At 61.0% G+C, this 26,403-nt stretch carries 25 protein-coding genes, 1 tRNA gene and 1 pseudogene; 19 read left to right on the forward strand and 8 right to left on the reverse strand.

The genetic code is table 11. From position 1 onward, the window contains the following. Window positions 1-16 precede the first annotated feature (16 nt). Window positions 17-259, forward strand: coding sequence for a hypothetical protein (locus CR492_RS05440; protein WP_146030181.1), 243 nt, complete (start codon window positions 17-19; stop codon window positions 257-259). A 146-nt stretch (window positions 260-405) separates the two neighbouring features. Here the strand turns inward: CR492_RS05440 and CR492_RS05445 are convergent, their stop codons facing one another. The 4 genes from CR492_RS05445 to CR492_RS05460 all read right to left on the reverse strand — a co-directional run bounded on the left by CR492_RS05445 (window position 406) and on the right by CR492_RS05460 (window position 4,267). Then, window positions 406-1,326, reverse strand: coding sequence for a metal ABC transporter solute-binding protein, Zn/Mn family (locus tag CR492_RS05445; protein ID WP_102842722.1), 921 nt, complete (start codon window positions 1,324-1,326; stop codon window positions 406-408). Window positions 1,327-1,346: 20 nt separating this feature from the next. Next, the gene (locus CR492_RS05450) at window positions 1,347-2,171 is read right to left on the reverse strand and encodes a metal ABC transporter permease (protein WP_432431197.1); all 825 of its coding nucleotides are present in this window, start codon (window positions 2,169-2,171) and stop codon (window positions 1,347-1,349) included. Between the two features lie 44 nt (window positions 2,172-2,215). Continuing rightward, window positions 2,216-2,971 carry a metal ABC transporter ATP-binding protein gene (locus CR492_RS05455; RefSeq protein ID WP_102842724.1) on the reverse strand — a complete coding sequence of 252 codons (756 nt, stop codon included), beginning with the start codon at window positions 2,969-2,971 and terminating at the stop codon, window positions 2,216-2,218. Window positions 2,972-3,223: 252 nt separating this feature from the next. Further along, a complete protein-coding gene (locus CR492_RS05460; protein WP_102842725.1) occupies window positions 3,224-4,267 on the reverse strand; it encodes a histone deacetylase family protein in 1,044 nt (347 codons plus the stop codon). A 151-nt stretch (window positions 4,268-4,418) separates the two neighbouring features. On the opposite strand from CR492_RS05460, the gene ada reads away from it, so the two are divergent. Then, window positions 4,419-5,492: a bifunctional DNA-binding transcriptional regulator/O6-methylguanine-DNA methyltransferase Ada gene (gene ada, locus CR492_RS05465; protein ID WP_102842762.1), complete on the forward strand. Its 1,074-nt coding sequence runs from the start codon at window positions 4,419-4,421 to the stop codon at window positions 5,490-5,492. Window positions 5,493-5,571: 79 nt separating this feature from the next. Here ada and CR492_RS05470 read toward each other — a convergent pair whose 3' ends face one another. Continuing rightward, window positions 5,572-6,102: a hypothetical protein gene (locus tag CR492_RS05470; protein WP_180982434.1), complete on the reverse strand. Its 531-nt coding sequence runs from the start codon at window positions 6,100-6,102 to the stop codon at window positions 5,572-5,574. A gap of 244 nt (window positions 6,103-6,346) precedes the next feature. On the opposite strand from CR492_RS05470, the gene CR492_RS05475 reads away from it, so the two are divergent. From CR492_RS05475 to CR492_RS05485, 3 genes are all read left to right on the forward strand, one after another. Then, window positions 6,347-6,925, forward strand: coding sequence for a hypothetical protein (locus CR492_RS05475; RefSeq protein WP_146030182.1), 579 nt, complete (start codon window positions 6,347-6,349; stop codon window positions 6,923-6,925). Between the two features lie 140 nt (window positions 6,926-7,065). After that, entirely contained in the window at window positions 7,066-9,243 is a 2,178-nt protein-coding gene (locus CR492_RS05480) for a patatin-like phospholipase family protein (RefSeq protein ID WP_180982435.1), read from the forward strand. Between the two features lie 181 nt (window positions 9,244-9,424). Beyond that, complete coding sequence (locus CR492_RS05485) at window positions 9,425-11,131, forward strand: MFS transporter (protein ID WP_102842763.1); 1,707 nt, start codon at window positions 9,425-9,427, stop codon at window positions 11,129-11,131. 115 nt (window positions 11,132-11,246) lie between these two features. Here CR492_RS05485 and CR492_RS05490 read toward each other — a convergent pair whose 3' ends face one another. After that, complete coding sequence (locus tag CR492_RS05490; RefSeq protein ID WP_102842729.1) at window positions 11,247-11,555, reverse strand: hypothetical protein; 309 nt, start codon at window positions 11,553-11,555, stop codon at window positions 11,247-11,249. A gap of 462 nt (window positions 11,556-12,017) precedes the next feature. On the opposite strand from CR492_RS05490, the gene CR492_RS05495 reads away from it, so the two are divergent. From CR492_RS05495 to CR492_RS05505, 3 genes are all read left to right on the forward strand, one after another. After that, window positions 12,018-12,093, forward strand: a tRNA-Thr gene (locus tag CR492_RS05495). 151 nt (window positions 12,094-12,244) lie between these two features. Then, on the forward strand, window positions 12,245-13,459 hold the full coding sequence (locus tag CR492_RS05500; RefSeq protein ID WP_102842730.1) for a tyrosine-type recombinase/integrase: 1,215 nt from the start codon (window positions 12,245-12,247) through the stop codon (window positions 13,457-13,459). A 507-nt stretch (window positions 13,460-13,966) separates the two neighbouring features. Continuing rightward, window positions 13,967-15,232 carry a TadE/TadG family type IV pilus assembly protein gene (locus CR492_RS05505; RefSeq protein WP_146030183.1) on the forward strand — a complete coding sequence of 422 codons (1,266 nt, stop codon included), beginning with the start codon at window positions 13,967-13,969 and terminating at the stop codon, window positions 15,230-15,232. 20 nt (window positions 15,233-15,252) lie between these two features. Here CR492_RS05505 and CR492_RS05510 read toward each other — a convergent pair whose 3' ends face one another. Together CR492_RS05510 and CR492_RS05515 are read right to left on the reverse strand one after the other, a co-directional pair. After that, entirely contained in the window at window positions 15,253-15,669 is a 417-nt protein-coding gene (locus CR492_RS05510) for a TadE/TadG family type IV pilus assembly protein (protein ID WP_102842732.1), read from the reverse strand. 3 nt (window positions 15,670-15,672) lie between these two features. Next, window positions 15,673-16,125 carry a TadE/TadG family type IV pilus assembly protein gene (locus tag CR492_RS05515; RefSeq protein ID WP_245411974.1) on the reverse strand — a complete coding sequence of 151 codons (453 nt, stop codon included), beginning with the start codon at window positions 16,123-16,125 and terminating at the stop codon, window positions 15,673-15,675. A gap of 240 nt (window positions 16,126-16,365) precedes the next feature. Here CR492_RS05515 and CR492_RS05520 point away from each other — a divergent pair, with 240 nt between their 5' ends. The 11 genes and pseudogenes from CR492_RS05520 to CR492_RS05570 all read left to right on the forward strand — a co-directional run bounded on the left by CR492_RS05520 (window position 16,366) and on the right by CR492_RS05570 (window position 26,402). After that, window positions 16,366-16,551: a Flp family type IVb pilin gene (locus CR492_RS05520; RefSeq protein WP_102842764.1), complete on the forward strand. Its 186-nt coding sequence runs from the start codon at window positions 16,366-16,368 to the stop codon at window positions 16,549-16,551. Window positions 16,552-16,768: 217 nt separating this feature from the next. Continuing rightward, on the forward strand, window positions 16,769-17,368 hold the full coding sequence (locus CR492_RS05525) for a methyltransferase family protein (protein WP_180982437.1): 600 nt from the start codon (window positions 16,769-16,771) through the stop codon (window positions 17,366-17,368). A gap of 121 nt (window positions 17,369-17,489) precedes the next feature. After that, window positions 17,490-17,621, forward strand: a pseudogene (locus CR492_RS05530) (Flp family type IVb pilin); the annotation flags it as partial. A 154-nt stretch (window positions 17,622-17,775) separates the two neighbouring features. Beyond that, a complete protein-coding gene (locus tag CR492_RS05535; protein WP_102842735.1) occupies window positions 17,776-18,315 on the forward strand; it encodes an A24 family peptidase in 540 nt (179 codons plus the stop codon). Beyond that, entirely contained in the window at window positions 18,315-19,334 is a 1,020-nt protein-coding gene (gene cpaB, locus CR492_RS05540; RefSeq protein ID WP_102842736.1) for a Flp pilus assembly protein CpaB, read from the forward strand. Before CR492_RS05535 ends, cpaB begins: the two co-directional genes overlap by 1 nt. Window positions 19,335-19,355: 21 nt before the next feature. Beyond that, the gene (locus CR492_RS05545; protein ID WP_102842737.1) at window positions 19,356-20,525 is read left to right on the forward strand and encodes an AAA family ATPase; all 1,170 of its coding nucleotides are present in this window, start codon (window positions 19,356-19,358) and stop codon (window positions 20,523-20,525) included. A 65-nt stretch (window positions 20,526-20,590) separates the two neighbouring features. After that, window positions 20,591-21,916 carry a CpaF family protein gene (locus tag CR492_RS05550; protein ID WP_245411975.1) on the forward strand — a complete coding sequence of 442 codons (1,326 nt, stop codon included), beginning with the start codon at window positions 20,591-20,593 and terminating at the stop codon, window positions 21,914-21,916. 3 nt (window positions 21,917-21,919) lie between these two features. Next, on the forward strand, window positions 21,920-22,879 hold the full coding sequence (locus CR492_RS05555; protein WP_102842739.1) for a type II secretion system F family protein: 960 nt from the start codon (window positions 21,920-21,922) through the stop codon (window positions 22,877-22,879). A 19-nt stretch (window positions 22,880-22,898) separates the two neighbouring features. Next, window positions 22,899-23,864 carry a type II secretion system F family protein gene (locus CR492_RS05560; RefSeq protein ID WP_102842740.1) on the forward strand — a complete coding sequence of 322 codons (966 nt, stop codon included), beginning with the start codon at window positions 22,899-22,901 and terminating at the stop codon, window positions 23,862-23,864. 478 nt (window positions 23,865-24,342) lie between these two features. After that, complete coding sequence (locus CR492_RS05565) at window positions 24,343-25,944, forward strand: type II and III secretion system protein family protein (protein WP_102842741.1); 1,602 nt, start codon at window positions 24,343-24,345, stop codon at window positions 25,942-25,944. A gap of 11 nt (window positions 25,945-25,955) precedes the next feature. After that, window positions 25,956-26,402, forward strand: coding sequence for a hypothetical protein (locus CR492_RS05570; protein ID WP_102842742.1), 447 nt, complete (start codon window positions 25,956-25,958; stop codon window positions 26,400-26,402). Window position 26,403 lies beyond the last annotated feature (1 nt).

Here is a 26,403-nt window from a genome sequence, read left to right on the forward strand (position 1 = left end):
GGACGGCGAAGGTTCGATGCCCGAGCATATCAAATTCCTGCTCCGCCATGCGCTGATCGGCGTTGCGATCGGCCTTTGCGCGGTGCTGGCCATCGTCACATTTGACATCGCTCATATCGGCACGTTGATCGGACGATCGAACCAGAAATGGCTCTGGCTCGTGCTTCTTGGCGCCTCGTTCAGCTTCAGTTTCGGCGGTCTGCAAATGGCCTTCGCCATCATGCTGATGCCGCAGGATGAGCCGCGCGACGACGACTAGAGCCTTTTCACAATCCACGGAATCGTGAAAGGCTCTATCTATTTGTTTCAACGCGTTTTCTTATCGCAAAAGTCTGCAACTTTCGCGGAAAATGCTCTAGCCGGAGGATTTCTCCCCGGCCCGCCGATCGGGAACGCCGCCGGGGTTCAGCGTGTCGTGGCCGAGGCGGACGTCTGCTTCGACAGCGCGTCGGCTATCTTGTCGACATTGTATCGGAACATTTTGACGTAGGTCGGCGCGGGACCGTCCGCCGTCGAGAGCGATTCGACGTAAAGCTCGCCGCCCGGCTCCGCGCCGGTTGCTTCCGCGATCTGCTTGACGAGGCGCGGATCGTTGGAATTTTCAAAGAAATACGCCTTCACGCCTTCTTTCTTGATCTGGTTGATCAATTTCGCGACGTCGGCGGCGGACGCTTCCGTCTCCGTCGAAACGCCCAGCGGCGACAGAAGACTGACGCCATATTCGGCGCCGAAATAGCCGAAGGCGTCGTGGCTCGTCAGGATCTTGCGACGATCCTTCGGCGTCGCGTCGATCTTTTCGCGCGCATAGGCGTCGAGTTCCCTGAGTTGCGTGACATAGGCTTCGGCGTTGGCCTTGAACGCGGCGGCGTCCTCGGGGTCGGCGGCGGCGAGCGCCTTTTCGATGTTGTTCGCCCAGACGATCACATTGACAGGGCTGTTCCAGACATGCGGATCGGTGACGGTTTTGCCGTCTTCCTCCATCCTGCGAGTCTTGATTCCGGTCGAGACGACAACAGGCTTGCCATTGTAGCCCGCCGCCTTGGCGAGCCGCTGAAACCAGCTTTCAAGACCCTCGCCGCTGACAAAGGTCGCGTCGGCGCTCTTGAGAGCCTTCGCGTCATTCGGCGAGGGCTCGAATTCATGCGGGTCGCCATTCGCCGGGACGAGGCTTTTGACGCGTACATGATCGCCGCCGACCTGCTGCACGACGTCGGCGAGGACGGTGAAGCTCGCGACGACGTCAAGCGTCTTGGCGGAGGCGGCCGAGGCCGCGGCGCTGAGGGCGGCGGAGGCGAGAAGCCGGGCTATCAGGCTTGTGTAGCGCATGGAATGCTCCTTGACGAAAATCAGCCCGCAAGATGCGGACGCGGGAACAGCCGTCGCAAAGCGCCCGAGGGACTGAGCAGCAGGGAGACGGCGTAGAGCAGGCTGGCCGTGAGGATGATCGTCGGCCCCGAGGCGAAGCCGAAATGGAAGGAGACGATCAGCCCGGCGAACCCTGAAAAAGCGGCGGCGGCGGCGGCGATCGCCGCCATGCCCGCAAGCGAGCGCGCCCAGAGGCCGGCGACGGCGGCCGGCAGCATCATCATGCCGACCGCCATCAGCGTGCCGAGCGCCTGAAAGCCCGCGACCAGATTGAGCACGACGAGAAACAGAAACAGAAAATGATAGGCCGATCCGCGCCCGCCGACCGCGCGCAGAAAGCCGGGATCGAAACATTCCGCGACGAGCGGGCGGTAGACGAGGGCAAGCGTCGCCAGAGTGAAAGAGGCGATTCCCCCGACCAGAAACAGCGCCTGCGAATCGATCGCCAGAATGGTCCCGAACAGCACATGCAAAAGGTCGATGTTCGAACCGCGCAGCGAGACGATCAGCACGCCGAGCGCAAGCGAAGTCAGATAGAAGCTGGCGAAGCTGGCGTCTTCCTTCAGCACCGTGGTGCGGCTGACGAGGCCGGAAAGCAGCGCGACGCTCAGCCCCGCGACAAGCCCGCCCAAGCCCATCGCGGGCAGCGACAGCCCGCCGGCGATGAGAAAGCCGATGGCGGCGCCCGGCAGAACGGCATGGCTCATGGCGTCGCCGACAAGACTCATGCGCCGCAGCATGAGAAGCACGCCGATCGGGCCGGAGCCCAGCCCGAGCGCCATCGAGGCGACGAGGGCGCGGCGCATGAAGCCATAGTCGACGAAAGGCTCGACGATGAGCGTATAGAGGGTCAGCGTCCTGTTCCCTTCGCCGGCGCGCAGAGAGCTGCGTCTTCGTCGATGGTTTCGAGCATGGCCTCGGCCCGCTTGAGATTGAGGGGCGAGAGCGCGGCTTCTGTCGGTCCCCAGCCGATGTTTTCGCGCGCGAGCAACAGCGTTTGCGGAAAGTAAGCGCGCATCTGTTCGAAATCATGCAGCACGGCGATCACCGTGCGCCCGTCGCCATGCCAGCGCCGGACAATCTCGAGAAGGTCGCGGGTGGTGCGCGCGTCGATGGCGGCGAAGGGCTCGTCGAGCACAAGCACGCGGGCGTCCTGCAAAAGCAACCGCGCGAACAACACGCGCTGGAACTGGCCCGCCGACAAAGAGCTGATGGGGCGGCCCTCGAAACCGGCAAGGCCGACCGCCGACAGCGCCTCGCGCGCCTTTGCGGCGACGGCCGCCGGAACGGAGCCGAATGCGCCGATCCTTTTCCAGGCGCCAAGCAGAACGGCCTCGGCGACGGAGAGCGGGAAATTGCGGTCGATCTCGGCCGCCTGCGGCAGATAGCCGAAATCGCTGATCGCAAGGCCGCCGCGATCGATGCGGCCTTCGGCGAGCGGCAATGCGCCCATCAAGGCCTTGAGCAGCGTAGATTTTCCGGCGCCGTTCGGTCCTGCGATGGCCGTCAGGCTGCCCGGCGCGAAAACGCCCGAGACATGATGCACGGCCGGATGGCGATCATAGGTGATCGTGACGTCCTCGAAACGGATGGCGGCCGCGCTCATGGCAGGGCGACCGCCCATAAAATGGCGATCCAGAGCAAAGCGATCGCGACGGCGGCAGGCAGAAGGCGCCGCGCGGCGCCGCGGGCCATCAGCGAGGCTGAGAAAGGGTCTTGAAGGCGTCGCGTTTTCAGCATTGCGGACAGTTCAACCTCTGGCCGCCTTCGTGGCGACCTCATAAATGATATAACATAACATCACGGACGGTCGTCAACCGCGCATTTGAAAAAAGGACGCGCGCTCAGGGAGAGGCGATCAGACGCCCTGCATCAACGCGCCGACATGGGCCGCCGTCGACGTCGCCAGGGCGTGAAGTCCGTAACCGCCCTCGAGAAAGGAGACGATCCGGCCGCCGCAATGTTTTTGCGCCGCCTCGATCAGCTTGAGCGTGATCCAGGCAAAATCCTCGTCGTCGAGGCGCAATCTTGCGAGCGGATCGCCGCGATGTGCATCGAATCCCGCAGAAATCAGGATGAGATCGGGGCGGAACGCGTGGAGAGCGGGAAGAATGCGCGTCTCCATCGCCTCTTTGAATTCCGCCCCCCCGTCGCCCGCGCGAAGGGGAGCGTTGACGATATTGTCAACCCCTGTCTCGGTCACGGCGCCGCTGTAGGGGAAGAGCGGCATCTGATGCGTCGAGCCGAACAGGACCGCGCTGTCTTCCCAGAAAATCTGCTGCGTGCCATTGCCGTGATGCACGTCGAAGTCAATGATCGCGACGCGCTCTGCTCCATGCCGCGCCCGCGCATAAAGCGCGGCGATGGCGATGTTGTTGAACAGGCAAAAGCCCATGATCCGCTCGCGCTCGGCGTGGTGGCCGGGCGGGCGCACCTCGCAGAAGGCGTTGGCGACGCGCGATTTCGGATCCATCACCAGATCGACCGCAAAGAGCCCCGCGCCGACCGCGCGATAGGCCGCCTCGAACGAGCCGGCCGAGATGGCCGTGTCGCCGTCGAAGGAATAGGGCAGGTTTCCGGCGTCGGTCGCGGCCGCCTTGAAACGGGCGAGATGGGAGGCGCTATGGGCGCGCAGGATCGCGGTCTCGATGTCGTCACGCAGCGGCGCGGCCTCGCGGCGGAGCGCGGAGAACGCCGGATCCTTAAGCGCGGCGTCGATCGCCCGGAGCCGCGCCGGCCGCTCGGGATGGCCGGGGCCGGGATCGTGATCGAAAAAGGCGGGGTGGGTCACGAGCAGCGTTTGCGACGCGTCGCCCGCGGCGGCGGCCGAGCCCGACAATAGCTCGGTCTGCGTCATCGCGCTGGCGAGACAAAGTTTCAGGAATGAGCGCCTTTCGATCATTGCTGCGACGAGGGCCAGGCGCGATTTGAAAGCAAGATTCGGAGCGCCACCGGCCCCCGGAACGTCTTATTGTAGCAACCGGGTTCGGCGCTTGTCACGCGCCATGAATCCGGCAAACTCGGCAGAGAAATCGAAGATGAGCTTATTTTTTATGGACGCGCCCGAAACGGCTTTGCAAGATAGCGGCGATCCGCTCGAGGCGCGTTTCGAAGCCATCGCTCGCCGCGATGCGGGCGCCGGTTTCTTCTATGGCGTCCGCACGACGGGCGTCTACTGCCGGCCGAACTGCGCCGCACGGCCGGCGCGGCGCGAGAATGTGGCGTTCTTTGCAACGGGCGCCGAGGCCGAGCGCGCCGGCTTTCGCGCCTGCAAGCGGTGCCGGCCCGATCAGCCGGACCGGGCGGCGCGCGACGCGGATGCTATTCGCCACGCCTGCGGCATGATCGACGCCGCCGAAACGCCGCCCGGCCTCAAGGCGTTGGCCAAGGCGGCTGGCCTCAGCCCCTCTCATTTTCATCGCCTGTTCAAGTCGGCGACCGGCGTCACGCCGCGCGCCTATGCAAGCGCGAAAAGAGCCGAGCGGCTCGCGGCAGGCCTTGGCGCAGCGGCCCGCATCACCGATGCGATTTATGACGCCGGGTTCAATTCCGCGAGCCGCTTTTATGAATTCTCGAATGCGAGGCTCGGAATGACGCCCGGAGATTATCGCGACGGCGGAGCAGGGGCCGACATACGCTTCGCCATCGGCGAATGCTCGCTTGGCTTTGTCCTTGTCGCCGCCACAGACAAAGGCGTTTGCGCCATCTTGATCGGCGACAATCGCGATGCGCTGACGCGTAATCTACAGGAGCGATTCTGCAAGGCGCGCATCATTGGCGCTGACGTGGATTTTGGCGCGCGCCTCGCGCAAATCATCGCCCTTGTTGAGGCGCCGCAACGGCGCTTCGACCTGCCGCTCGACATCATCGGCACGGCGTTCCAGCAGCAGGTCTGGCAGGCGCTGCGGGCGATCCCGCCCGGGACGACGGCAAGCTACGCCGATGTGGCGAAGGCGATCGGACGTCCGCAGTCGGCGCGCGCCGTCGCCGGCGCCTGCGCGGCAAATCCCATCGCGGTCGCCATTCCCTGCCATCGCGTGGTGCATTCGGATGGCTCGCTGTCGGGCTACCGCTGGGGCGTCGACCGCAAACGCGCGCTGCTAGATCGCGAGAAGAAAAAGCCGTGAACGCGAGGCCAGGACCTCTTGCGCTCAGACCAACACGCCATGATGGGCGTCATATCCGATAGGCCGCGCGAGGCGCGCGCTATTTCGGCCCTTTTCCGTCAAGGTAATAATAGGGTGGCGAATAGCAGCTTTCCCAGGTGCGCAGAATGCGCTTGCCATAGGCCTCTTCTTCAAAGGCGTAGCTCGGCCGCTCGTCGAACACGTCAAGGCCCGCGTGCCTGCGGTTCCAGTGGATCAGCTCGTGCAGGATCGTCGCTTCGAGGACGATGTCGCGTTCCGGATCATTGCCTGCATTGCCGACGAGATCGCTGGCGATCAAGATCTTGTCCACGCCCTCGTAGGGCACGGTGAGGCCATACCAGTTGACCTGCATTTTGCGCCGGTAGAGATTGTCGCCGATCTTTTCTTCGCCCATGTCTTCACAGACCTCTCGATCGCTATCGACCTTGATGTAGGGCGGATCGCCCCAGCTCAAGCCGTCCGATCCGGCGCTGCGGCTCGCATAGGCGCGATAGACCTTCGGCTTGGTTTTCTTCAGATTGGAGAGATCATAAAACAGCCAGTAATAAAGGTCTGGATGTTTCTTTTTCTGATCCGAGTCCATCAACATGCGCCTCTCCTTTCCGCCGCGGCGATCCATTCGGCCGGCGTTGTCGAAGATCGTTTTGGGCAAGGTAGCAGCCTGATCCGGAAGCTGGCGTGCGGGATCGCGCATGGCGCGCGGGCGCTGTGTCGACCATCTCGCTCTTGCGCCGCCTTTCGCGCGGAGCGATACTTTGCTCGCCGCAAGCTGGGCCGAGGAAGCTTCATCTGATTGCCGATCCGCGGCGGGGCACAAACGAAGCGGAGATTTTATGCGTCCAGACGCTCTTAAATCCCAGGCCGAAAACTTTGGCGTTGCAGGCCCCGCTGCTTGGATCGGCCTTGCCGCCGCCCTTAGCGCTATGTTCAGCCTCTCCTTCGCCTGCGCGGCTCCCTTCGCGGGTTTCGCCGCCTTCGCTGGATTGACGGCGCCTCGCCGTTTCGCGATGACCCTTGCCGGCGCGGCCTGGCTCGCAAACCAGTTGGTCGGCTTTCTGCTGCTCGGCTATCCGGCGACCGCCGGGAGTTTTGCGTGGGGCGCGGCGCTGGGGCTCGCCGCGCTGACCGCGGCCTTCGCCGCTTCGATTGCGTTCCGACAAACTGGCGTCCGGCCGGTCGCGATGGGGCTTGCTTTTTTCGCCGCTTTTGCGTCCTTCGAGAGCGTGCTGTTTGCAGCGTCGGCTGTGCTGCCATCCGGTCCTGACGCCTTCGCGCCGGCCGTTGTCGCGCGCATTTTCGCGATCAACGCTTCGTTTTTCGCGGGTCTGTTGGCGGCGCGCCAGCTTGGCCGGGGAATTGGCCGCTACGTCCCGCCGCTCCTCGCGTCCTGGGGCCGCCAGTCGGCGGGGTAGGCTTGGCGACGATCTCAATGTATATTGCGATGCGAACGCTTATTGTATAATTTACGTTATAGTTATTTATAGAAGACGCTAAATGATAAGACACTACTTTATAACGACAAGAATTATTCTTTATGCATTTGGAGGAAGCCATGGCGCAGCCCGAGGACCGGCCTGAATTTCAACTGGGCCTTACCATGTCCGGCGCGATCTCCGCCGGCGCTTATACCGCCGGCGTGTTCGATTTTCTCATCGAGGCGCTCGACCAATGGGAACTCGCGCGCGAGGGTAAAATTCCCGGCGTCGATCCGGCAAAGATTCCCAATCACTTCGTTGGCCTCAAGGTGATCTCGGGCGCATCGGCCGGCGCCATAACCGCCGCCGTGGGCGCCGTCGCCTTGGCGGATCAGAATCAACAGCCGGTCTATTTCGATCCGGAAACGAAGCTCCGAACCAAATATTATCTGCCGAAGCTCTACGAGACATGGGTGGTCAAGCCGACTCTCGACGCCGGAGATCCGAAATTGCCGGATTTCCTGACCAGTACCGACATCGACGGAACACCATTTAGCGACGATGATGATTATTCCGCAACGTCCGGAATCGCCAAGGCGGCGCAATGGCCGGCGAGCGCCGTCTCCTTGCTGAATGCAAGGCTGCTCGATGGCATCGCCAAATCCGCCCTCGACGTCGGAGCGGTGCGGCCGCCGCGCGCTTTCGTTTCGGCCAGGCTTCATATTTATCTGACGCTGACCAATCTGCGCGGCGTGCCCTATCAAGTGCTGTTCGAGGGCGGCGACTATCAAATGCTCTCGCATGGGGACCGCGTGCATTACGCGGTAACCGGGCTCGGCGGGTGGCAAACGTCGAGCCGCTTCTCGGATGGCGACCTCGGCCGCGACATCGACGCCCAATCCTTGGCGGACGGCCGTCCCAATAAGCAATGGAAGGATTTCACGATCTGCGCGCTCGCTTCCGCCGCCTTTCCGGTCGGACTCGCGCCGCGGCAGATCCACGCCCTCTCCAAGGAATATGACGGCGCTGACGCCGGCGCCTTCCGGCGCTTTCCCGATGACGCCCTCGCCGAGTGCCGGCAAATCGAGCCGGCCTGGTCGGCGGGCCTCGTCGATTTTCCATTCATGACGGCAGACGGCGGCACGATCGACAATGATCCCTTCGAATATGCCAGATTCGCCTTGAAGCCCGATGATCTTTCGGCGCGCATCGATTTCTGTCTCAAAACAGTTGATCGCGCGGTCATCATGATTTCGCCTTTCCCGCCGAACAAGCCGCCGCTGGCCGCCGGGAAGCCAACAGCCGATGTTTTCAGCATCGCCGCGGCGCTGGTTCCGTCCCTCGTCGATCAGGCGCGCTTCAAGCCGAGCGAACTCGCGCTCGCCGCCAACCCCGATCATGGCAGCCGCTATCTGATCGCGCCGCGCCGCGTCGAGGCCGACGACACGGTCGATCGCTATCCGATCGCCAGCGGACTTCTCGGCGGCTTTGGCGGCTTCGTCGCCTTGTCCTTCCGCGATCATGACTTCCAGCTCGGTCGCCGCAACTGCCAGCAATTCCTCAAAGGGACTTTTGCCGTGCCGGCTGCCAACGAGCGCATCGCCTGTTGGCCGGAGGGCGTGAAGGAAAACTTCGCGGCGGCCGAGACGAAGGAGGAGAAGGCCGGGGAGAAGGAGCGGAATTATCGCCTGCTGCCGCTGTTTGGCACAGCCGCGAAAACCGTCGAACTGCCGTGCTGGCCGAGCATGTCGCGGCGCGACTTCGATGCGTTGCAAAAGCGGATCGCCGGGCGGTTCGGCGCCATCGCGCCCGTTCTCCTTCAGAACAATGTCAAAGGCGTCCTTGGATGGTTGCTCTCGCTCGCGCTGCTTCCGGGCGTCGGCGGCATCCGCAAACGGGCGCTCGACTTTATCGAGGCCGCCATCCTCACCGATCTCGTGCGGCGCAACCAGATCGAGGGCGTTGGCGATCTGTCCGATGTTCCCTACCTCGCTCCCGATGATCTGCGTGAGGTCCTGGCGCGATTGATCAATTCGGAGCGCAAGCCGCGCAACGCGCAGGAGATCGCCGAGTCGCTGGCCACGCTTCAAGCAAACGGTCCCGATGAGCGCAAAATCGAGCGCGCGCTCGACGCATTGAGCGCGAGGACCGGCAAACCGAATCTCGTCTGGCGGGCGCCCTGGACCGGCGTCGGCGGTAAAAAGCTCTACGCCTTCGCTGACTGGAAGCCGGGATTGTGGGGAGGCGCCATTCTTTTTTGTTGTTCCGTGCTCGACAGATGGCGCCGCGATGAAACGGGAAGACCCGAAATATAGTCCGCCGGCGGCTTGACGCCGCGAGGCCGACGCCATCTTCAGCCTGCGCCGTCTTCCGGATTGACAAACATGCCGGGCGGCCATTTCCTTTGCGCGAGAGTTGAACCGTCCACGCGCCGGCCCAAAGGGCGCGCAGGATGGCGCGACCGGCGCCGCAACGCGGCCAACAGCCAGGATCAACATGGCGATAGCCTCGGTATCGGAAGCGGACAGCGCCGGGCCGCGACGCATCACCGCCGTCGACAAGAAGCTCATCTTCGCCTCTTGTCTCGGCACGATCTTCGAATGGTATGACTTCTATCTCTATGTTTCGCTGGCCGGCATCATAGGCGCCCAGTTCTTCGGCCAGTTCGACGAGGCGACGGCGGATCTTTTCGTGTTGATCGCCTTTGCGGCGGGGTTCCTCGTGCGTCCGTTGGGCGGCCTGGTGTTCGGGCGCCTTGGCGATCTCGTCGGCCGCAAATATACCTTCCTGCTGACCATCCTCATCATGGGCTTTTCCACCTTTGTCATCGGGCTCGTGCCCGGCTATGGCGTGATTGGGGCAGCCGCGCCGGTCCTTTTGATTGCGACACGGCTGTTGCAGGGCCTGGCGATCGGCGGCGAATATGGCGGGGCGGCGATTTTCGTCGCCGAACATGCGCCGCAACGGCGCCGGGGCCTGTTCACCTCCTTCATTCAGGCGACAGCAACGCTCGGGCTCATGTCATCGCTCATCGTGATCCTCGTCACGAAGGCGATCTTCGGCGAGGCGAATTTCGTCAGCTTCGGCTGGCGGATTCCATTCCTTCTCTCGGTCGGGCTGCTTGGCGTTTCCTTGTGGATACGCCTCCAGCTCAATGAATCCCCGGCTTTTGCGAAGATCAAGGCGGATGGGACCGCCTCGCGCGCGCCGCTGAAGGACGCCTTCGGCAATTGGGCCAATGCGCGAATCGTGCTGCTCGCTCTGTTCGGCCTCACAATGGGGCAGGGCGTCATCTGGTATACGGGGCAGTTCTATGCGTTGTCTTTCATGCAGCAGACGCTGCGGATCGACAATTTTACGGCGAGCTTGCTGCTCATCTGGGCGATGGCGCTCGGCGCGGGATTCTTCGTGTTGTTTGGCTGGCTCTCGGACAGAATCGGGCGCAAGCCGATTATCATGTTTGGCTGCCTGATCGCCGCGGCGACCTATATGCCGATCTTCGATCGCATCACGGCGATCGCCAATCCGGCTCTCAACGCCGCCTACCAAAAGATCTCGGTCCAAGTGATCGCCGATCCCGCCGATTGCGGCAATCTGTTCAACCCGGTCGACACGCGCAAAGCGGCGACATCCTGCGATATCGCGCGTGACCTCCTGGCGAGCCATTCCATTAAATATGCGCGCGAGATGGCCCCCGTGGGCAAGCCGGCGCGGATCGCAATCGAATCGCGGCAGATCGATGTTTTTGCCGCGGCGGACGTCGCCGACCCTCAGGCGGCGCGCGCGCAACTGGATCGCAATCTCCTCGGCGCGCTGGAGCAGGCCGGCTATCCGCGAAGCGACGACGCAACGCGCGTGCGGATGGCGAACGCCCTTGACGTCTTTCGGCCGCAGGTCGCGAAGCTCATCGGCCTGTTGTTTCTTTTGGTGCTATATGTCGCGATGGTCTATGGGCCGATCGCGGCGGCGCTGGTCGAATTGTTTCCGACCCGGATCCGCTACACCTCGCTGTCGCTGCCCTATCACATCGGCAACGGCTGGTTCGGCGGCCTGCTGCCTGCCACCGCCTTCGCGATGGTCGCGGAAACGGGCGATAGTCTTTACGGGCTGTGGTATCCGATGGCGATCGCGCTCGCTTGTTTTGTGATCGGCGTCGCCTTTGTGCCGGAGACGAAGGACCGCGACATCACCGCCGGCGACTGAACGCGTCGCGGCGCAACGCAAAGCGGCCGCGCGAGCGGCCGCTGATGTTGCGGCCGGGGCGGGCGGCCACGATGACTTTGGATGTCAGTCAATCCAAAGATATGGACGGGCGGGATTATTCGCAGACGCGGACGCGACGGTAGACATAGGCGTAGCCGTCCCACACCGCTTGCGGCTCAAGCCAGCAGCGCGGCGGCGGCGGCGGGTAGCCGTAAGCAGGAGCGTAATAGGCGGGCGGCGGCGGCGCGGAATTTGCGATGGCGTTGCCGGCAATGGCGCCGACGGCGAGGCCGCCGAGCAGACCTGCCGCGACTGCGCCGGCGTCGTCGGCCTGCGCTGGAACGCTGATCGCCGCGACAAAGGATGCGGCGAGGACGCTCGACGCCAAACAAAGCCTGATCGTCTTACCCAGATGGTTCGGCATGAATGTCTCCGCCTTGCCGCCGCAGCGGCCGTTGCCTTAAGGCTTACCTTATTTCGCCTATTCGCGGCGACATTAGGTCAATCCGCCTAATAATTGGTAAGCGTGGCGCCGCCGCGCGCCATCGACCTGGAGCCCGTGTTCCGATCGGCTCGCTCCAAGCATGGGGTTGCGCGAGGCGGTGAAAGCTAAAGAAGCGCTCGAGCGGCAAATGCGGCGCCGTTTGCCAACGCGCCGCGCCGCTGCTAGAGGATTGCGCCAAAAGCGGTCGCTTGGCTTTGGCCTCGGCCCTTGTCATTTTGCGTCGGGCGAGGGCCGGAGCCGCCGGTTCCCTCGCCGGTTTAATGACATCATGCGCGAACAATGGCGATAGGGGATCGAGACAAAGGATTGCGCGCAGCATCGGAAGCAGCGACGAACGCCGCTCGGATGAGCAAGCGCCGATCAATGCTGCTGCCAAAAAACGCCGGCTTAGCTCAGTTGGTAGAGCAACTCATTTGTAATGAGAAGGTCGCGGGTTCGACTCCTGCAGCCGGCACCAAATCGACCGCCAATGCCATCCTAATTTGACCAAGCATCGTCGAATATGCTGAAGAAGTTTGCGGTTAGCGTCCAACATAATCCCATTTTGTTCATTGACATCCGCCTCATTTGTTGGCCTAGGCGAAGCTATCAGCAGGATGAGGCCAACAATGGCCCTCACAGACGCCGCGATTCGAGCCGCGAAATCTCAAGAAGGCCGCACACTTAAGCTGTCCGACGGCGGCGGCCTGCAGCTTTGGGTGACGCCTTCCGGTTCGAAGCTCTCGAACATGGCTTACCGGTTCGGCGGCAAGCAGCTGAAGCTCAGCCTTGGACCTTACCCAGCCGTTGGTCTTAAGAATGCGCGCGAAAAGAAGGATGCAGCCAAGCAGCTTCTGACGGCAGGCCTTCACCCAGGCCAACAAAAAAAGTCTATGTCTCGGACGAAGGCCAACGCCGCGGCTAACACTTTCGCCGTCATCGCCGACGAGTTATTGGCAAAGAAGGGCCGAGAAGGCCTGGCGCCGGCGACCCTCGAGAAGGTGCGATGGCTCCTCGAATTCGCACGGCCTAGTTTGGGCGGTCGCCCCATAGGGACGATCACGGCGCCAGAAGTTCTTGCCGTGCTCCGTAGTGTCGAAAGTCGCGGTCGGCATGAAACCGCCAGACGCCTGCGCTCAAGGATCGGCGAATGCTTTCGTTATGCCGTCGCCAGCGGACGAGCGGATGTCGATCCGACATTTGCACTCCGGGGAGCCTTGACCGCGCCGAAAGTGACCCATCGAGCCGCGCTGACCAATTCGAAAGCCTTTGGCGGCCTCCTTCGTGCGATCGACGACTACGACGGCTCGCCGGAGGTTCGGGCCGCTATGCAATTATTGGCACTAACATTCGTGCGTCAGGGAGAGTTGCGGTTCGCGGAGTGGAGTGAATTCGACATTGACAAGGCAGAATGGGCGATTCCTGGCGCTCGTATGAAGATGCGCCGCCCTCACCGGGCGCCGCTTGCGCCGCAAGCCATCGTCATTATTCAGGAATTGCGCACCATCACGGGACACGGACGGCTGGTGTTTCCCTCGGTTCGATCCGCCTCTCGGTGCATGAGCGAAAACACCATCAATGCTGCGCTTCGACGCATGGGGTTCACCAAGACCGACATGAGCGGTCATGGATTTCGCGCTGTCGCCAGCACAATTTTGAACGAAAGCGGCAAATGGAACGCCGACGCCATTGAAGTTCAATTGGCGCACGTCGAAAACGACACCGTCCGTCGCGCCTATCACCGCGCAGACTACTGGAGCGAGCGGGTCGCCATGATGACCGATTGGGCCAATCGCTGCGACGAATTGCGGAACGGCGGAATTGTTGTCCCCCTCCGAGCCTAAGCAGCAAGTCTGGGAACGAGATCGGCGGGTCATCGGCGCCGTCGCTCGGCGTCCGCGCCGCAGCTAAATGGAGAGAGATGGGAGTGCCCGACACGATGAAACGGGGCATTCCTATATTGTTGTTATAACTTTTTATCCTAAAAGCTACTTCGTGACGTCGATCGCCGCGATTGTCGGGAGGGAAGGAAAGGGGACAGGGCGACCAGGCGCCTTGCCGTCCTTGAGGGCCCTTGGAGGTTATCTTGAAACCGGGGATATGGTCTTCGTCCTTGACGCCAACCCCGATTTCCAGCCATGGCTCATCGACCGGTCTCTTCGCCCAAGCTTCAACGTTCTTTCGCCATGTCTTCTCCGCACGGATGACGCGACCTTGGCAGTTCACGCTACAGAAAGTGACGACAGTCCTATTTAGCTGTATGCAGATATCGAGCACAAACATTCGATCAACGAGATCCTTAAGGGTGGCTTCGCCTGGCGGAGCGCATCAGGTGTAGGCTTTTGGATTTGATGCGAAGACGATTTGTCGGGATTGCCGCGTTTGGGCGAAGGTTTAGCCTTGACCGGCGCGGCGCCGTCGCGATCATGATTGGACTTGCGCTTCCCGTCGTCATCGGAATGGTTGCGCTAGGAACGGAAATCTCTTTTCTGCTCTATAAAAAACTTCAGATGCAGGCGGTCGCGGACTCGGCCGCGCTCGGTGGGGCCGTAGCGCTTCAAAGCGGCCATCCCGCCCCGGGGGTGGAAGCACGCGGGATTTCGAGTTTCCTCGGCTTTGTCGACGGCGCCGCCGGCGTAACCGTCGCGGTCAATAATCCGCCGACGACCGGCTCCGCGGCGAATAATGCTTCCGCGGTGGAAGTGATCGTCAGTCAGCCTCAGACGCTCAGCATGGTCAGTCTGTTCGTCAGCGGACTCTTTACGGTTGGCGCGCGCGCCGTGGCGACGCGCGGCACGACCACCTCTTGCGTGCTGCAGCTTGGCGCTTCCGGCCAGTTCATCATGAATAATGGGGCGACAGCCAATCTTTCCGCCTGCGGTCTTTCGGTCGATTCAACAAGGGCGGCCGCGCTATCATTGACCGGCGGCGCACAGCTGAATGCGGTCTCCGTATCCGTCGTCGGCGGTTCTTCAATCACCGGCGGCGCGGCGGTGATTCCCGCCAGCGGATTGAAAACCTCACAGGCGAATACCGCAGATCCCTATGCCAGCGTGGTCATGCCGACCATGCCGACGGGCTGCGGCGGCGGCACCGCGAAGCAGGTTCAGGGAAACAACCAGACGATCGGTCCGGGCGTCTACTGCCTCGGCATTTCGTTCAATTACGGATCCGCGACAATGACGCCCGGCGTTTACTTCATCGACCGGGGAACGTTCAATGTTGTGGGGGGCGTGTCGCTGACGGCGACGGGGGTGACGATCATTCTCACCAAAAGCACGGGCAGCAGTTACGCCAATCTCAGCTTCAGCAATGGCGCGACCGTCAATCTCAGCGCGCCGACAAGTGGCGCAACGGCGGGGATTGCCGTTTTTGGCGATCGCAATGCTCCAGCCTCCAACTTCAACACGGTGACCGGCGGGACCGCCCTCACCGTCAATGGCGCCATCTATCTTCCCACGCAGCAGGTCAGTTTTCAGAACGGCTCCGGCAATGCTTCCGCCTGCACACAATTGATCGCCGCCACGATCACGCTCACGGGCGGATCACAGTTCCAGAACAATTGTCCGACCGGCGTTGTCGGAATTGGCGCCGCTGGAAACACGCTCGTCGAGTGACGCGACGTCAAACTCCGGCCTTAATGCTGCAGAATGTTGCAAGCTGTCGCGCCGAGCGTGGTGGTGTTTCCGCTCCCGAACGGCGCAGTGGTTCCCGGCCACGGGATTATAAACTGGAACGTGTACGTCGCAGCTACCTGCACGCCGCATGAGGGATATGTCACGGAGAATGCGGCGGGCAGGACGGTGACGCCCCATGCCTGCGCGACGGCGTAACTCTGAATCTGGCTGGCCGAGCCGCAGAGCGTGCTGTTGACCGCAGCGCAACGCGCCGCCGACTGAGCGGCCCAGTTGAGCGTCGTATTGGCCCAGAGCATTCGTCCCATATCCATAATGCCGATGAGGAACAGGAGGAGCACCGGCAGGATCAAGCCGAATTCGATGGCGGCCGTACCCTGCGAAGCCGCTACACCTTTCGACTTCCGAATCGGCGTCATTGCTCAGTTCTGCCTGAAGAGCGACGTGGCGGTTAACGTCGCCGGCAGCGGCAGCCCCAAATTGGACAGAATGGTTTGATGCGCAAGCGCCGCATTGATCTGAATATATTGTCCTGGCGCATAGCCGTTGGCGCATGTTGACGTGCAGGTCGTCGCCGTGATGCCAGTAGCTGCCGGACAGCCGCAGAATTGCGATGGCGCCGGCGTTGCGGTGAGGCCGGTTGCTCCACTGGCGCTCACCACCGCGCTGGCGATGCCGGAGGAACTCCATCCGTTCTTGGCCGCATACATCATGCCCGCTTCGACGGCGGCGCTTACCTGCATCCCCTGATAAACGGCGAGGCCGATCTCGGTAACTCCCGCGATCAGAATAAGCAGAAGGGGGGTCGCCAGCCCGAATTCCAGCGCCGCCGTGCCAGCTTCGTTCCGGCGCCGTAACGCTTTGCCAGGCGCCAACTTGAGCGCCCGCACGCAACCCCGGCGTGTAATAGAAGTTGAAGCGTGTATTAGCTTTAACAATACTACCATTGGCGTGCTTAAGCTCAGCAGAATATAAATAATTCTAGGCTCTTGTGAAATAATATGCCAATTAATATTTGAAGATAACGCGCACTTATTAGTACGATGATGTGATTAAGCAGCGCCGGGTTGGAGCGTCCGCTCGTCGGTATGTTTGAAATAATGAAGGGAACCCCGATGAGCGGATTTTACAAGAATATCGTTAGCTGGCTTTCTATCGACTCGGAACAGGGCGTCACCGCAATCGAATATGGGCTGATCGCGTCCTTGATCGCCATTGCGATAATCGTCGCCGTGACGCTTGTTGGCACCAACCTCGCCGGTTTGTTCACCTATGTCGCGGGCAAGGTGGTCGCCCCGTAGGCTTTCGGCGCGCCGGCGCGCGGATTTTTCGGCAGCGATCAGGTTTGAGCTTTCATAATCCGCTTTTTGGCAATTTAGTCGAGGCTGCTCATGGAGAACCTGGCCGATGCCGTCGTCCGAACCTTGGTCGGCTTGGCGCACCATGCGGGCGGAGCTTACAGCTGGACGCGCCTCCGCGCTATTCATTCGCCTTTGCGCCGTCGCCTGGTTTCTCGTTTTGGGCGCGGCGTCCTTCACGGGCGTCGCCACGCTGATTGGAGACATCGCGAGCGGCCAGCCGAGTCAGGGCGCTTGGGCGGCTTTGGTTTCGGAAGGGTGCATCGTTCTCTTCTACGCGATCATCTGCTGTATCATGTTGATACGGCCCGATCCGGTAAGTCGCGCCAACGGGTTCGGACCCGCGCTGCTGGCGCTGGCCGGCAGCTATGGCGCATGGTTGATTCCCCTGCTGCCGCGCGGCCCCGAACTGCCCGCGCTAAATGTGGCGTCAGCGGCGGTTCTCATCTTCAGCGAGTCGCTGATGATTTACACGCTGCTGTTCCTGGGCCGGTCATTCAGTCTTACGCCCCAGGCGCGGAAGCTTGTCACCAACGGCCCTTACGCCATCGTCCGGCATCCGCTTTATTTGGTGGAGGAGGCCGCGATCGCGGGCATACTGTTGCAATATGCCTGGTTCGCCGCGCTGCCGCTCCTCGCGGCTCATGTCGCCGTGCAGATTCGGCGCATGCAGATCGAGGAAAAGGTCCTGCTGAAGGCCTTTCCGGAATATGCCGCATATGCTCGGCTGACGCCGCGCCTTATTCCCGGCGTGTGGTGACGGCGCTCGCAATGGCGTTGCACGAGGCGGCGATCGTTTCTCCAGCCATTCAAAAAAGGGGGATCAAACGCGCAACTTAGCATCAAGCGTAGTCCGCTATTTTAGGCTCGACTCCAAGCGTGGCGTCACCGCGATCGAATATGGCCTCATCGCCGCCCTGATCGCGCTCGCGATCATCGCGGCGGTGACGCTTGTTGGAACGAAGTTAAGCGCTGTCTTCGCCTACGTCGCGGGGAAGGTGGTCGCCCCCTAGTCGTTTGAACGTCAGTCTGTCGCCAGGGAGTCGCAATCGGACGCCGTGTTGAGGGTTGCCTTGCGGTCTGGTTGACGAGCCTCCACGTTGGAAAACGAAACAGCAATCGATCAGGTCATCTGTTAGATGCAAGGAAATCGCGGCAAGAACGTTCATGAACCTTCCTTTCATTTACGCACTCCCTTGGGCGGCGGCTCTTATCATTCTTTTCGCCAGCGCTACAAGAGATTTGAAGGATCGGATTATTCCGAACGAATACGTTGTGATTGTCGCCGCGATTGGCGTTGCGCAGTGCATAGCGACAAGACCTGGTCTTGCCTGGGTCAGCCTGCTCGCGGCCGCCGGCACATTAATTGGGCTAGGCTTTCTCGCCCATTGGAATCTGATTGGCGGTGGCGACGTGAAAATGATCAGCGCCGTCACGCTGCTTGTTCCGCCTAATCAGGCGCCCGTGCTGCTCATCGACATCGCGTTGGCCGGAGGCGTGCTCAGCTGCATGTATCTCGCCGCGCATCATGCGTTCAGGGGAATAACCGTGTCTCAGGCAGCAGAAGCGGGATTTGCCCCACCTGTGAGCAGACTTGCTCGACTGGTCAAGACGGAGCACGCCCGGATCGCCGCAGGCGATTCGTTGCCCTATGCGCTGGCTATCCTGGGCGGCGTCATTGCATACATGGCAAGAGAGTTCATTTGATGCTGTTCCGCAAACTCTTGGTCGTTTTAGGCGCCGTCTTCGTGATTGCGGGCATCGGGCTCTGCATCGCGTGGGTGGGTCAGCTGAGAAATCGGGAGGTCGAAGTCACAGGCCCGGCCGTAAGCCCGGCTGGAATCGAACAGGCAATATTGTCGGCGACGCAAGCCATTCCTGCGGGCGCGTTGCTGCGGAGCGACGATATCGGCTGGAAGGACGTCGGAGCCGCAGGGGTTCAGGCCGGAAATCTCATGCGGGGCCAGGTTTCGGAGACGGAATTCTTCGGCGCGATTACCCGGCGCGGTTTCGCCGCTGGCGAAGCGCTGATCGCGAGCGACCTTGTCAAACCCAATGATCGGCGATTTCTGGCCGCCGTACTTAAGCCCGGACGCCGCGCCTTGTCCGTCTCCGTCGATGCGGCGCAGAGCGGCGCAGGGCTGGTCTTGCCAGGAGACTACGTCGACGTGATTTTAACGCAGGACTTCGGCGATAAAATCGATATCGGGCGCAGAACAGTCAGCGAAACGGTGCTTTCTAATGTGCGGATAGTCGCTGTTGATCAATCGCTCGATGCGCAACTGAGTACGGTCGCCGAGCACACCGCGCTTGGCGCAGACTCCCGTATTCCGAAGACGGTCACGCTCGAATTGTTTGAGCGTCAAGCGGAGACGCTTCTGGTCGCCGCGCAGCTCGGCAAATTTCAGCTCGCGGTGCGACCGCTTATGGGCTCCAGCGACGTCCAGATTGAAGACGAACAAGTAGCGAAACCGCTTTGGGCGTCCGACGTTTCGCCGGCTCTCAAGCGATTCGCCCCGGCGCCGCCAACCTTGGCGAAGACAGAGCCCCAGCCGACGCCGCCATCGGCGCCATTGCCTTGCGAAAAGTCTGCAGCGGGCCCGCTCGAATGTTCGGTTCGGCGCCCTCCACCCGCTTTGTCACGCTATCGTGCTCCAGCTGGGGCGCCGGGTCAGATTTCGCAATCGCCGTCCGGCACGCCGCCAAGGGAGGCGCTTAATGAATAACATCGTGAGCGATCGCACATCATGACCTCATCTCGTTCAGGGACGCCAAATGCGAAGATTTTCGTGTCCGATCTCGATTCGGAGGGCGTAATTCGCCAAGCCCTCGATGATCTTGGCGTCAATGACGCCGAGTTCGTAGCGGGAGACGTCGTAACCGCCGCCGCCGCGCTCGCCACGCAGACGAGCCCGAAGCTGCTGATTGTCGACATCAGCGGCGTCGCCGACCCCGTCTTACGCATCGATGAACTTGCTGAACGGTGCGAACCAGATGTTGGCGTGGTCGTGATTGGCGATCGCAACGATATCATCCTCTATCGCAACCTGAGGAACGCAGGCGTCGTAGAATATTTCTTTAAACCGCTGGTGCGCGATGTCGTTAAGCGCATCTGCAACAATGTCTTGACCGGGGATGATAAGCGGGCGACCCCGCGAACGGCCAAGCTCATATTCGTTCTCGGTCTGCGCGGTGGCGTCGGGGCGACGACGATCGCCGCCAACGCGGCCTGGTATCTGGCGGAAATACGGCAGCGCTGGGTTATGCTGGTTGATCTTGACCTTTATAGTGGGGACGCGGCGCTTCAGCTTGACGCCGCTCCCAGCCACGCGCTCCGCGAGGCGTTCGAAAAACCCGAGCGCGTCGACAAGCTCTTCATTGAACGCGGAAGGATTCATGCGGCCGAGCGCCTGGACCTGCTGGCTTCTCTCGAATCGCTCGGAGAACCCTTCGCGATAAGCGAAGATGCCGTTCTGTCGTTGTTAACAAAGCTGCAGCAACGATATCGCTTCGTTTTCGTTGACTTGCCGGTCAGCTTGGCAATAGGCTTGAACCGAGTTCTGCACCAGCCAAGCGCCTGTCTGTTGGTCAGCGACGGTAGTTTGGCGTCAGCGCGCGAAGTGGCGCGCTGGCGTGTGCAGATCGGAGCGAACACACCCGAGCGCAGAACATTGCTTATCGTCAACATGAGCGGAGCTCCAGGCAGCTTGCCGGAGGCGGAGTTCATTCGTGCGGCTGGCCAGAGCCCCGACATCACTATTCCCTATGATCGCGAAATCGCGGTCGCTTCAAGCTTGGGGATAAAGGCCACGCAGAAATGCGCCTCGCTGAACCAGGGCATAGTCCGGTTGCTGCATGACTTGATGGGAGAGCCCGCGCAGGCGCCGCGTTCGATACTTAGCCGGATCTTTGGTTGAACATGGGCAGCTTTGGCCGAAAAAATAAGGGTGACTCTCCGACCTCGCATCCCGAGCAAGCGGCCTTGACGGAATCGGCGAGCGGAAGCGGCGCAACGATCGCCGCGAGATCCAACATAGCCGCCGCTAAGGAATTCATTCGAGACCAGATCTTTAAGCGCATCGAGCCCCTGGTCGCGGTGCGGATCAGCAATCAGGAGCTCGCGATCTTTGTTAACCAACTGGTCGCCGAAATCGCGAATGAACGAAAATTTCTTCTGAACCACGATGAGCAGCACACGCTCGCGACGAGCATCGTCGACGAGATGGTCGGGCTTGGCCCGATCGAGCCGCTTTTGCGTGACCGAACCGTAGCCGATATCCTCGTCAACGGACCACGCATGATCTACGTAGAGCGGCGCGGCAAGCTTGAGCTGACAAATCTACAGTTCCGAAACGACGCCCATGTCCTGCACGTCGCCCAGCGCATCGCATCTTCGATCGGACGACGTATCGATGAATCCAGCCCCATGCTCGACGCAAGATTACAAGACGGAAGCCGCGTCAATGTCATTATTCCGCCGCTCAGCCTGAAGGGTCCCTGCGTATCGATCCGCAAATTCTCAAAGACCAGTCTAGATTTCAATAGTTTCATCGCAAGCGGCACGGTCTCGCCAGAGCTCGCCCAGGCGCTTGAAATCGCTGCGCGTTGCCGTCTGAATATTATCGTCTCCGGGGGCACCGGCTCGGGCAAAACGACCATGCTCAATTCTCTTTCGCGCATGATCGACCACGGCGAGCGCATCATCACCATCGAGGATGCGGCTGAACTTCAGCTTCAGCAGGTTCACGTCGTTCAATTGGAGACGCGGCCGCAGAACATCGAGGGGCGCGGCGAAATCAACCAGAGGGATCTTATGCGCAACGCGCTCCGGATGCGGCCAGACCGCATCATAATGGGCGAGGTGCGCGGTTCGGAAGCGTTCGACATGATGCAGGCTATGAACACGGGACATAATGGCTCCATGTCAACGGTTCATTCGAACACCGCTCGCGATGCGCTGGCGCGTATCGAAAACATGATCTTGATGGGCGTCGGCAACTTGCCGATAAGGGCGATTCGAGCTCAGATCGCGAGCGCAATTGACCTCGTGGTGCAGACCGAGCGCATGCGAGACGGCGTTCGGCGCGTCACTGAGGTCATGGAGGTTGTCGGGCTCGAGGGGGATGTGATCACGCTTGGAACCCTGTTTAAATACAAATTCCAGGGTGAAAACCCAGACGGTAGCCTCAAAGGCTATTTTGAGGCGACAAAGTGCCGACCGCGGTTTCTTCCGCGGCTCGAGTATTTTGGGTTGGGTTCGGTGTTTCTGCAGACGCTTGGCGCGGACGAAAAAACACTCGAGGATTAAACCATGCTGCCTTTCGGTCCGCTGGCGCTGATTACGCTTCTTTTTGGCGCCACAGCGATAGCGGTCGGTCTTGTTATTAGCCGAAGCGCGGCTGCGGAGATGGCCAGGCGTTTGAACCTCGTCGCTATTTCCGAGAACAGACAACTCCCGGCCGACACGCTCGCCGAGTTGGTTAAAACCCGAACCAAAAAATTCGACGCGCAGGCAAGACGCATATTTACGATCGGAATCGAGCATACCTGGGCAATGCAGGCCAGCTCGCTTGCACTGGTTGTGATAGCTGTCGCGTCGGCCGGCGGCGCGTGGGCCTTGTCTCACAATATATTGGGCTTTTCGCGAGTGCTCGCAGCCGGCATGGCCTTCTTTGCATCCTATTTGGGGCCGCGCCTGCTCCTGGCGCGCAGGCAGAAGAAGGCCGAGCGCCAATTCATGGATCTATTTCCAGACGCCGTCGACACCGTAGCCCGGATGATTCGGGCGGGTTTGCCGATCACGGCTGCGGTGCGAACCATCGCCTCCGAAGGGACGGTGCCGGTCAGTACGGTATTTGCAATGATCGCTGACGAGTTGAAGATTGGCGTTCCAATCGAGCAGACGCTGGACGCGAGCAGCCAGAAAATTGGGCTTGCAGATTTCCGCTTTTTCGCCGTGGCCGTCGCTTTGCAGTACTCCACCGGGGGCAATCTGACGGCAACGCTGGAAACTCTTGCGCAAATCGTCAGGAAGCGCCGCGCGTTGCGCCTCAAGGCCAAAGCCGCGACCGGAGAAATTCGCGTCACAGCTTATGCGCTTGGCGGAATACCGGTTCTGACTTCGGCCGCGTTATTCGTCTTGCAGCCCGGCTATTTGGCGCCTTTGTGGACCGATCCGCGCGGTCCCGTGATCCTCATGACCGCGGCCGGCTTGCTGTTGCTGGCGTATCTTTCAATGCGAATGATCATGCGCGGAGTGACCGCCGCATGAAATTGACCTGAGGAAATTCATGTCGGACTCACTGCTTTGGCGATTGGCGACGGTTCGAGACCTGATGGCGCCGTTGGGCGTCATTGCGCTTGTTATCGGTGGCGCGGCCCTGATCGCCTCGAGCCATCGCACGCGTAGGGATCTGGTGGCGCGGCGCGTGGACAGGCTTCAACCCCCAATCTCCAATGCGTCGAGCGACGACGAACCGGAGATGCATCCGGCGGCGGCGCGAGCGCCCCCCCTCCTCGCATTGAGCCTGTCGCCAGCGGAGCGGCGCCAGGTGGTGTGGCTGTTTTCCAGGCTTCAGACGCCCGCCCACCAAGCCCTTCTTTATTTCAGCGTGGCGAGGTTGGGCATTGCCGCAAGCTTCGGCGTGCTGACGTTGATATTTGCCGGGCGTGTTTCGATCCTGGCGGGTTCATTGTTGACGCCGCTCCTGGCGGCGCTGGCGGCGACTGCATTTGGCTGGATATTGCCCGCCATCTTCATTGCTTTTGGGGTGCGGCGGCGAACCAAGGCCGTCGCAGCCGGTCTTCCCGACGCGCTCGAACTGCTGGTTGTGTGCGTGGAGGCCGGCCTCTCGCTCGAAGACGCCCTTCAACGGGTCGCCCAGGAGCTCAAGAATTCTCAGCCAGCGCTGGCTGACGAGCTTACGCTGACCTGGGCGGAAATTAATATTCTGCCAAGTCGCGAGCAGGCGCTTGCCAACCTGGCGGATCGCGTGAACGTCCCAACCGTCAAGTCCGTCGTCAGCATGATTTCACAAAGCTTGCGCTATGGCACGCCGCTCGCCCAGTCGCTACGCGTGGGGGCGACCGAAATGCGCAACGACCAAATGACTCTGCTGGAGGAACGCGCAAACCGGCTGCCAGCGCTCATGACTATTCCAGTTATGCTTTTCATTCTGCCGACGCTTTTTTTGATCGTCGGCGGACCGGCGGCCCTGCGATTGATCGACATGTTCCGGGGCGGGATGTCGCATTAGATCCAATGAGATCTGCTTTCGTTTTCGAATTTTGGACGTATTGGGTCGCTTACGAAAAGATTATCTGGCGCGTTCTCGTTTGAGGCGCAGCCAGGGGCGCTGAAATCAGCCCGTCGCCAACTTAATATCGTGAAGCTCAAGCCGGCTTTAACGAAAAATCGTCATAATTTTACCAGAGTTTAACTTTCTTCTATCATAAATTGACTTCCCGTTTTCGCGACTACGAAATACGAAGTATTCAAATCTGATCTCCTACATGAATGGCTAAGTTCGTGGTTTGGGCCGACAAAATTGTCGGCCGAGACTATCGGGGCGCTTTCGATCCAGCGCCGCATCGTAAATTTGCCGGCAGCTTCGCTCGAGCGCGCCGATCTTTGCCTATTAGCGACGCGTCAACGAGAGCACGCGTTTTTTCACCCCACATTTGTCGCCAATCCATCTTGGGTCAGTGGTCTGAAGAGACTGAAAGGCATGGCGCATGCTGAACGGACTGGAGGACGTCAACCATGCCGCGCGCTGCCAGGCTGCGTCGACGGCAGATCTACGACTGCCGCGCCCCCAAATCACCGCGGTGTTCGCCGCGGCTCTCTTGGCGACCGGCATGGGGTTGGCCGAAACCCAGCCAGCGAATGCGCAGGCCGGAAGCACCGTGCAGTACGAGCCCGCGCAAGCGCGGCGCGTTGCGGTGACACGCTTCAAGTCCCGCACATTCCGGTTGGATACGCCGTTTGCTTCGGCTGTCGTCGGTTCGGCTGACATCGCCGACGTCCTGCCTATGTCGGATCGCGTGCTCTACATCCAGGGGAAGAGAGTCGGAACGACTAATGTATCCATCTTCGACAAGGACAAGAAGCTGATCAGCGTAATTGATCTCGAAGTGACGATTGATGTCCAGAACATCGCAGCGAAAGTTCGTTCCGGCACTGAGAGCCGTGGGATCAAGGTCTCTAGCAGCAACGACCAGATCGTCTTGAGCGGCGAAGCGAGAAATGCCGTGGATGCGGACCGGGCGATGTCAATCGCCAAATCAATGGTCACGACCGCTGATGGAAAGCCACCGGACGATCCTGGCAAGTTCGTCATTAACGCCATGAGCGTTGCCGCCTCGCAGCAGGTGTTGCTGAGAGTCCGATTCGTAGAAGTAAGTCGCATCGCGGAGCGCGACATCGGAGTAAACTGGTTCGGCGCGGCAAATAAAACTCAAACCGCCGGCGTCAACACTGGAAATGGCGGCAGCGGCGCCTCTCAAGTCGGTCAAAGTCTGACCCCAACGGCTGGCGGCATTCCCGTGTTCAATGCGGTAGGGACATTGGTGCCGGGCGGGCTCGCAGGGGCCACAGGCGCCTTGCCGTTCGGTGTCGGATTGATCAAACTCGCCGGCGGCAACGTTGACGTTCTCATCTCAGCCCTGGAAAAAAAAGGTCAGGCGCGCCGGCTCGCGGAGCCGGACCTCATCGCGCTTTCCGGCGACACGGCGAGCTTTCTCGCCGGCGGCGAATATCCCGTGCCCTCTGTGCAGTCCTCCTCCGGAACGACGCCCGTCGTCACCACACAATATTACCCCTACGGCGTACAGTTGACTTTCATTCCTACCGTTCTCGCCAGCGGGATCATCAATCTGCGCCTGAACCCTTCCGTCAGCGAATTGGATTACAAGAATACCGTGGTGACCTCTGGCTTTGCGATCCCGTCGATTACCAAGCGGGAAGCGCGTACGACCATCGAACTCCGCGACGGTCAGAGCTTCGCCATCGCTGGCCTTCTCCAGTCGGATAGCACGCACGATGTGAACCAAATTCCGTGGCTCGGTTCCGTGCCAGTTCTCGGCGCCTTGTTCAGCAGCAAGTCCTACCAACAAAATGAGACCGATCTCGTGGTGATCGTCACGCCTCATCTCGTCGCGCCGGCGGCGCCGGGGCAGGTCCTCGCGACGCCCTTTGACAAAACCCTGCCAGCCAATGACGTCGACTTTTTCGTGATGGGACGTCCCGAACTCCGCAAGCAATATACCGACTATGTGACGTCGGGCGGGGGGTTGAACGGTCCTTATGGTTATATAATGCCCCTTGAACCGAGGTAGGGAGCGGCGCGATGCTAGAGAACGCGCGTATTGCGAAACAATGCGGCTTGATTGGCCTCATGATTCTGTCTGCCTGTAGCAGCGCGCTGGCCCAGGACGCCCGTTGGCAGTGTCATTGCTTCGCCCCGCCGCCTGCTCGTGAAGCGATGCGGGACGATCCATTTTGGGACGAATTCGGATATTATTTTCAACGGATCGATCGCGCATCCGTCGTTTCTGGCGATGCAAGAGATGTGAATGCGACGACTCACATCATCGACCCTTGGCCGCGCAATGTCGGCAACCGGCGCATTCCGGCAAACGGCCAGCGCATGGTCGGCGCAATCGATCGATACCAGAACCCTAAGTTGCTCGGCGCCAAGGCGCCGACCCTTTCTCCGATCATTATTCAAAGCCTGACCGGGAGCGGCGGCAACGACTCCGGGTCCAGCGGCATGGGAGGCGGAGGTGGGCAATAAG

Source organism: Methylocella silvestris (genome assembly GCF_002891535.1).
GTDB classification, from domain to species: Bacteria; Pseudomonadota; Alphaproteobacteria; order Rhizobiales; family Beijerinckiaceae; genus Methylocapsa; species Methylocapsa silvestris_A.

Coding starts and splice junctions, on each gene's coding strand:
- CR492_RS05470 (WP_180982434.1), bottom strand. CDS start 6,102: ATGTTGATGGACTCGGATCAGAAAAAGAAACATCCAGACCTTTATTAC.
- ada (WP_102842762.1), top strand. CDS start 4,419: ATGGACGCGCCCGAAACGGCTTTGCAAGATAGCGGCGATCCGCTCGAG.
- CR492_RS05570 (WP_102842742.1), top strand. CDS start 25,956: ATGCTAGAGAACGCGCGTATTGCGAAACAATGCGGCTTGATTGGCCTC.
- CR492_RS05510 (WP_102842732.1), bottom strand. CDS start 15,669: ATGACGCCGATTCGGAAGTCGAAAGGTGTAGCGGCTTCGCAGGGTACG.
- CR492_RS05545 (WP_102842737.1), top strand. CDS start 19,356: ATGACCTCATCTCGTTCAGGGACGCCAAATGCGAAGATTTTCGTGTCC.
- cpaB (WP_102842736.1), top strand. CDS start 18,315: ATGCTGTTCCGCAAACTCTTGGTCGTTTTAGGCGCCGTCTTCGTGATT.
- CR492_RS05535 (WP_102842735.1), top strand. CDS start 17,776: ATGAACCTTCCTTTCATTTACGCACTCCCTTGGGCGGCGGCTCTTATC.
- CR492_RS05445 (WP_102842722.1), bottom strand. CDS start 1,326: ATGCGCTACACAAGCCTGATAGCCCGGCTTCTCGCCTCCGCCGCCCTC.
- CR492_RS05440 (WP_146030181.1), top strand. CDS start 17: ATGCCCGAGCATATCAAATTCCTGCTCCGCCATGCGCTGATCGGCGTT.
- CR492_RS05490 (WP_102842729.1), bottom strand. CDS start 11,555: ATGCCGAACCATCTGGGTAAGACGATCAGGCTTTGTTTGGCGTCGAGC.
- CR492_RS05560 (WP_102842740.1), top strand. CDS start 22,899: ATGTCGGACTCACTGCTTTGGCGATTGGCGACGGTTCGAGACCTGATG.
- CR492_RS05450 (WP_432431197.1), bottom strand. CDS start 2,171: ATGCGCCGCGCCCTCGTCGCCTCGATGGCGCTCGGGCTGGGCTCCGGC.
- CR492_RS05460 (WP_102842725.1), bottom strand. CDS start 4,267: ATGATCGAAAGGCGCTCATTCCTGAAACTTTGTCTCGCCAGCGCGATG.
- CR492_RS05500 (WP_102842730.1), top strand. CDS start 12,245: ATGGCCCTCACAGACGCCGCGATTCGAGCCGCGAAATCTCAAGAAGGC.
- CR492_RS05555 (WP_102842739.1), top strand. CDS start 21,920: ATGCTGCCTTTCGGTCCGCTGGCGCTGATTACGCTTCTTTTTGGCGCC.
- CR492_RS05520 (WP_102842764.1), top strand. CDS start 16,366: ATGAGCGGATTTTACAAGAATATCGTTAGCTGGCTTTCTATCGACTCG.
- CR492_RS05565 (WP_102842741.1), top strand. CDS start 24,343: ATGCTGAACGGACTGGAGGACGTCAACCATGCCGCGCGCTGCCAGGCT.
- CR492_RS05455 (WP_102842724.1), bottom strand. CDS start 2,971: ATGAGCGCGGCCGCCATCCGTTTCGAGGACGTCACGATCACCTATGAT.
- CR492_RS05485 (WP_102842763.1), top strand. CDS start 9,425: ATGGCGATAGCCTCGGTATCGGAAGCGGACAGCGCCGGGCCGCGACGC.
- CR492_RS05480 (WP_180982435.1), top strand. CDS start 7,066: ATGGCGCAGCCCGAGGACCGGCCTGAATTTCAACTGGGCCTTACCATG.
- CR492_RS05505 (WP_146030183.1), top strand. CDS start 13,967: ATGCGAAGACGATTTGTCGGGATTGCCGCGTTTGGGCGAAGGTTTAGC.
- CR492_RS05475 (WP_146030182.1), top strand. CDS start 6,347: ATGCGTCCAGACGCTCTTAAATCCCAGGCCGAAAACTTTGGCGTTGCA.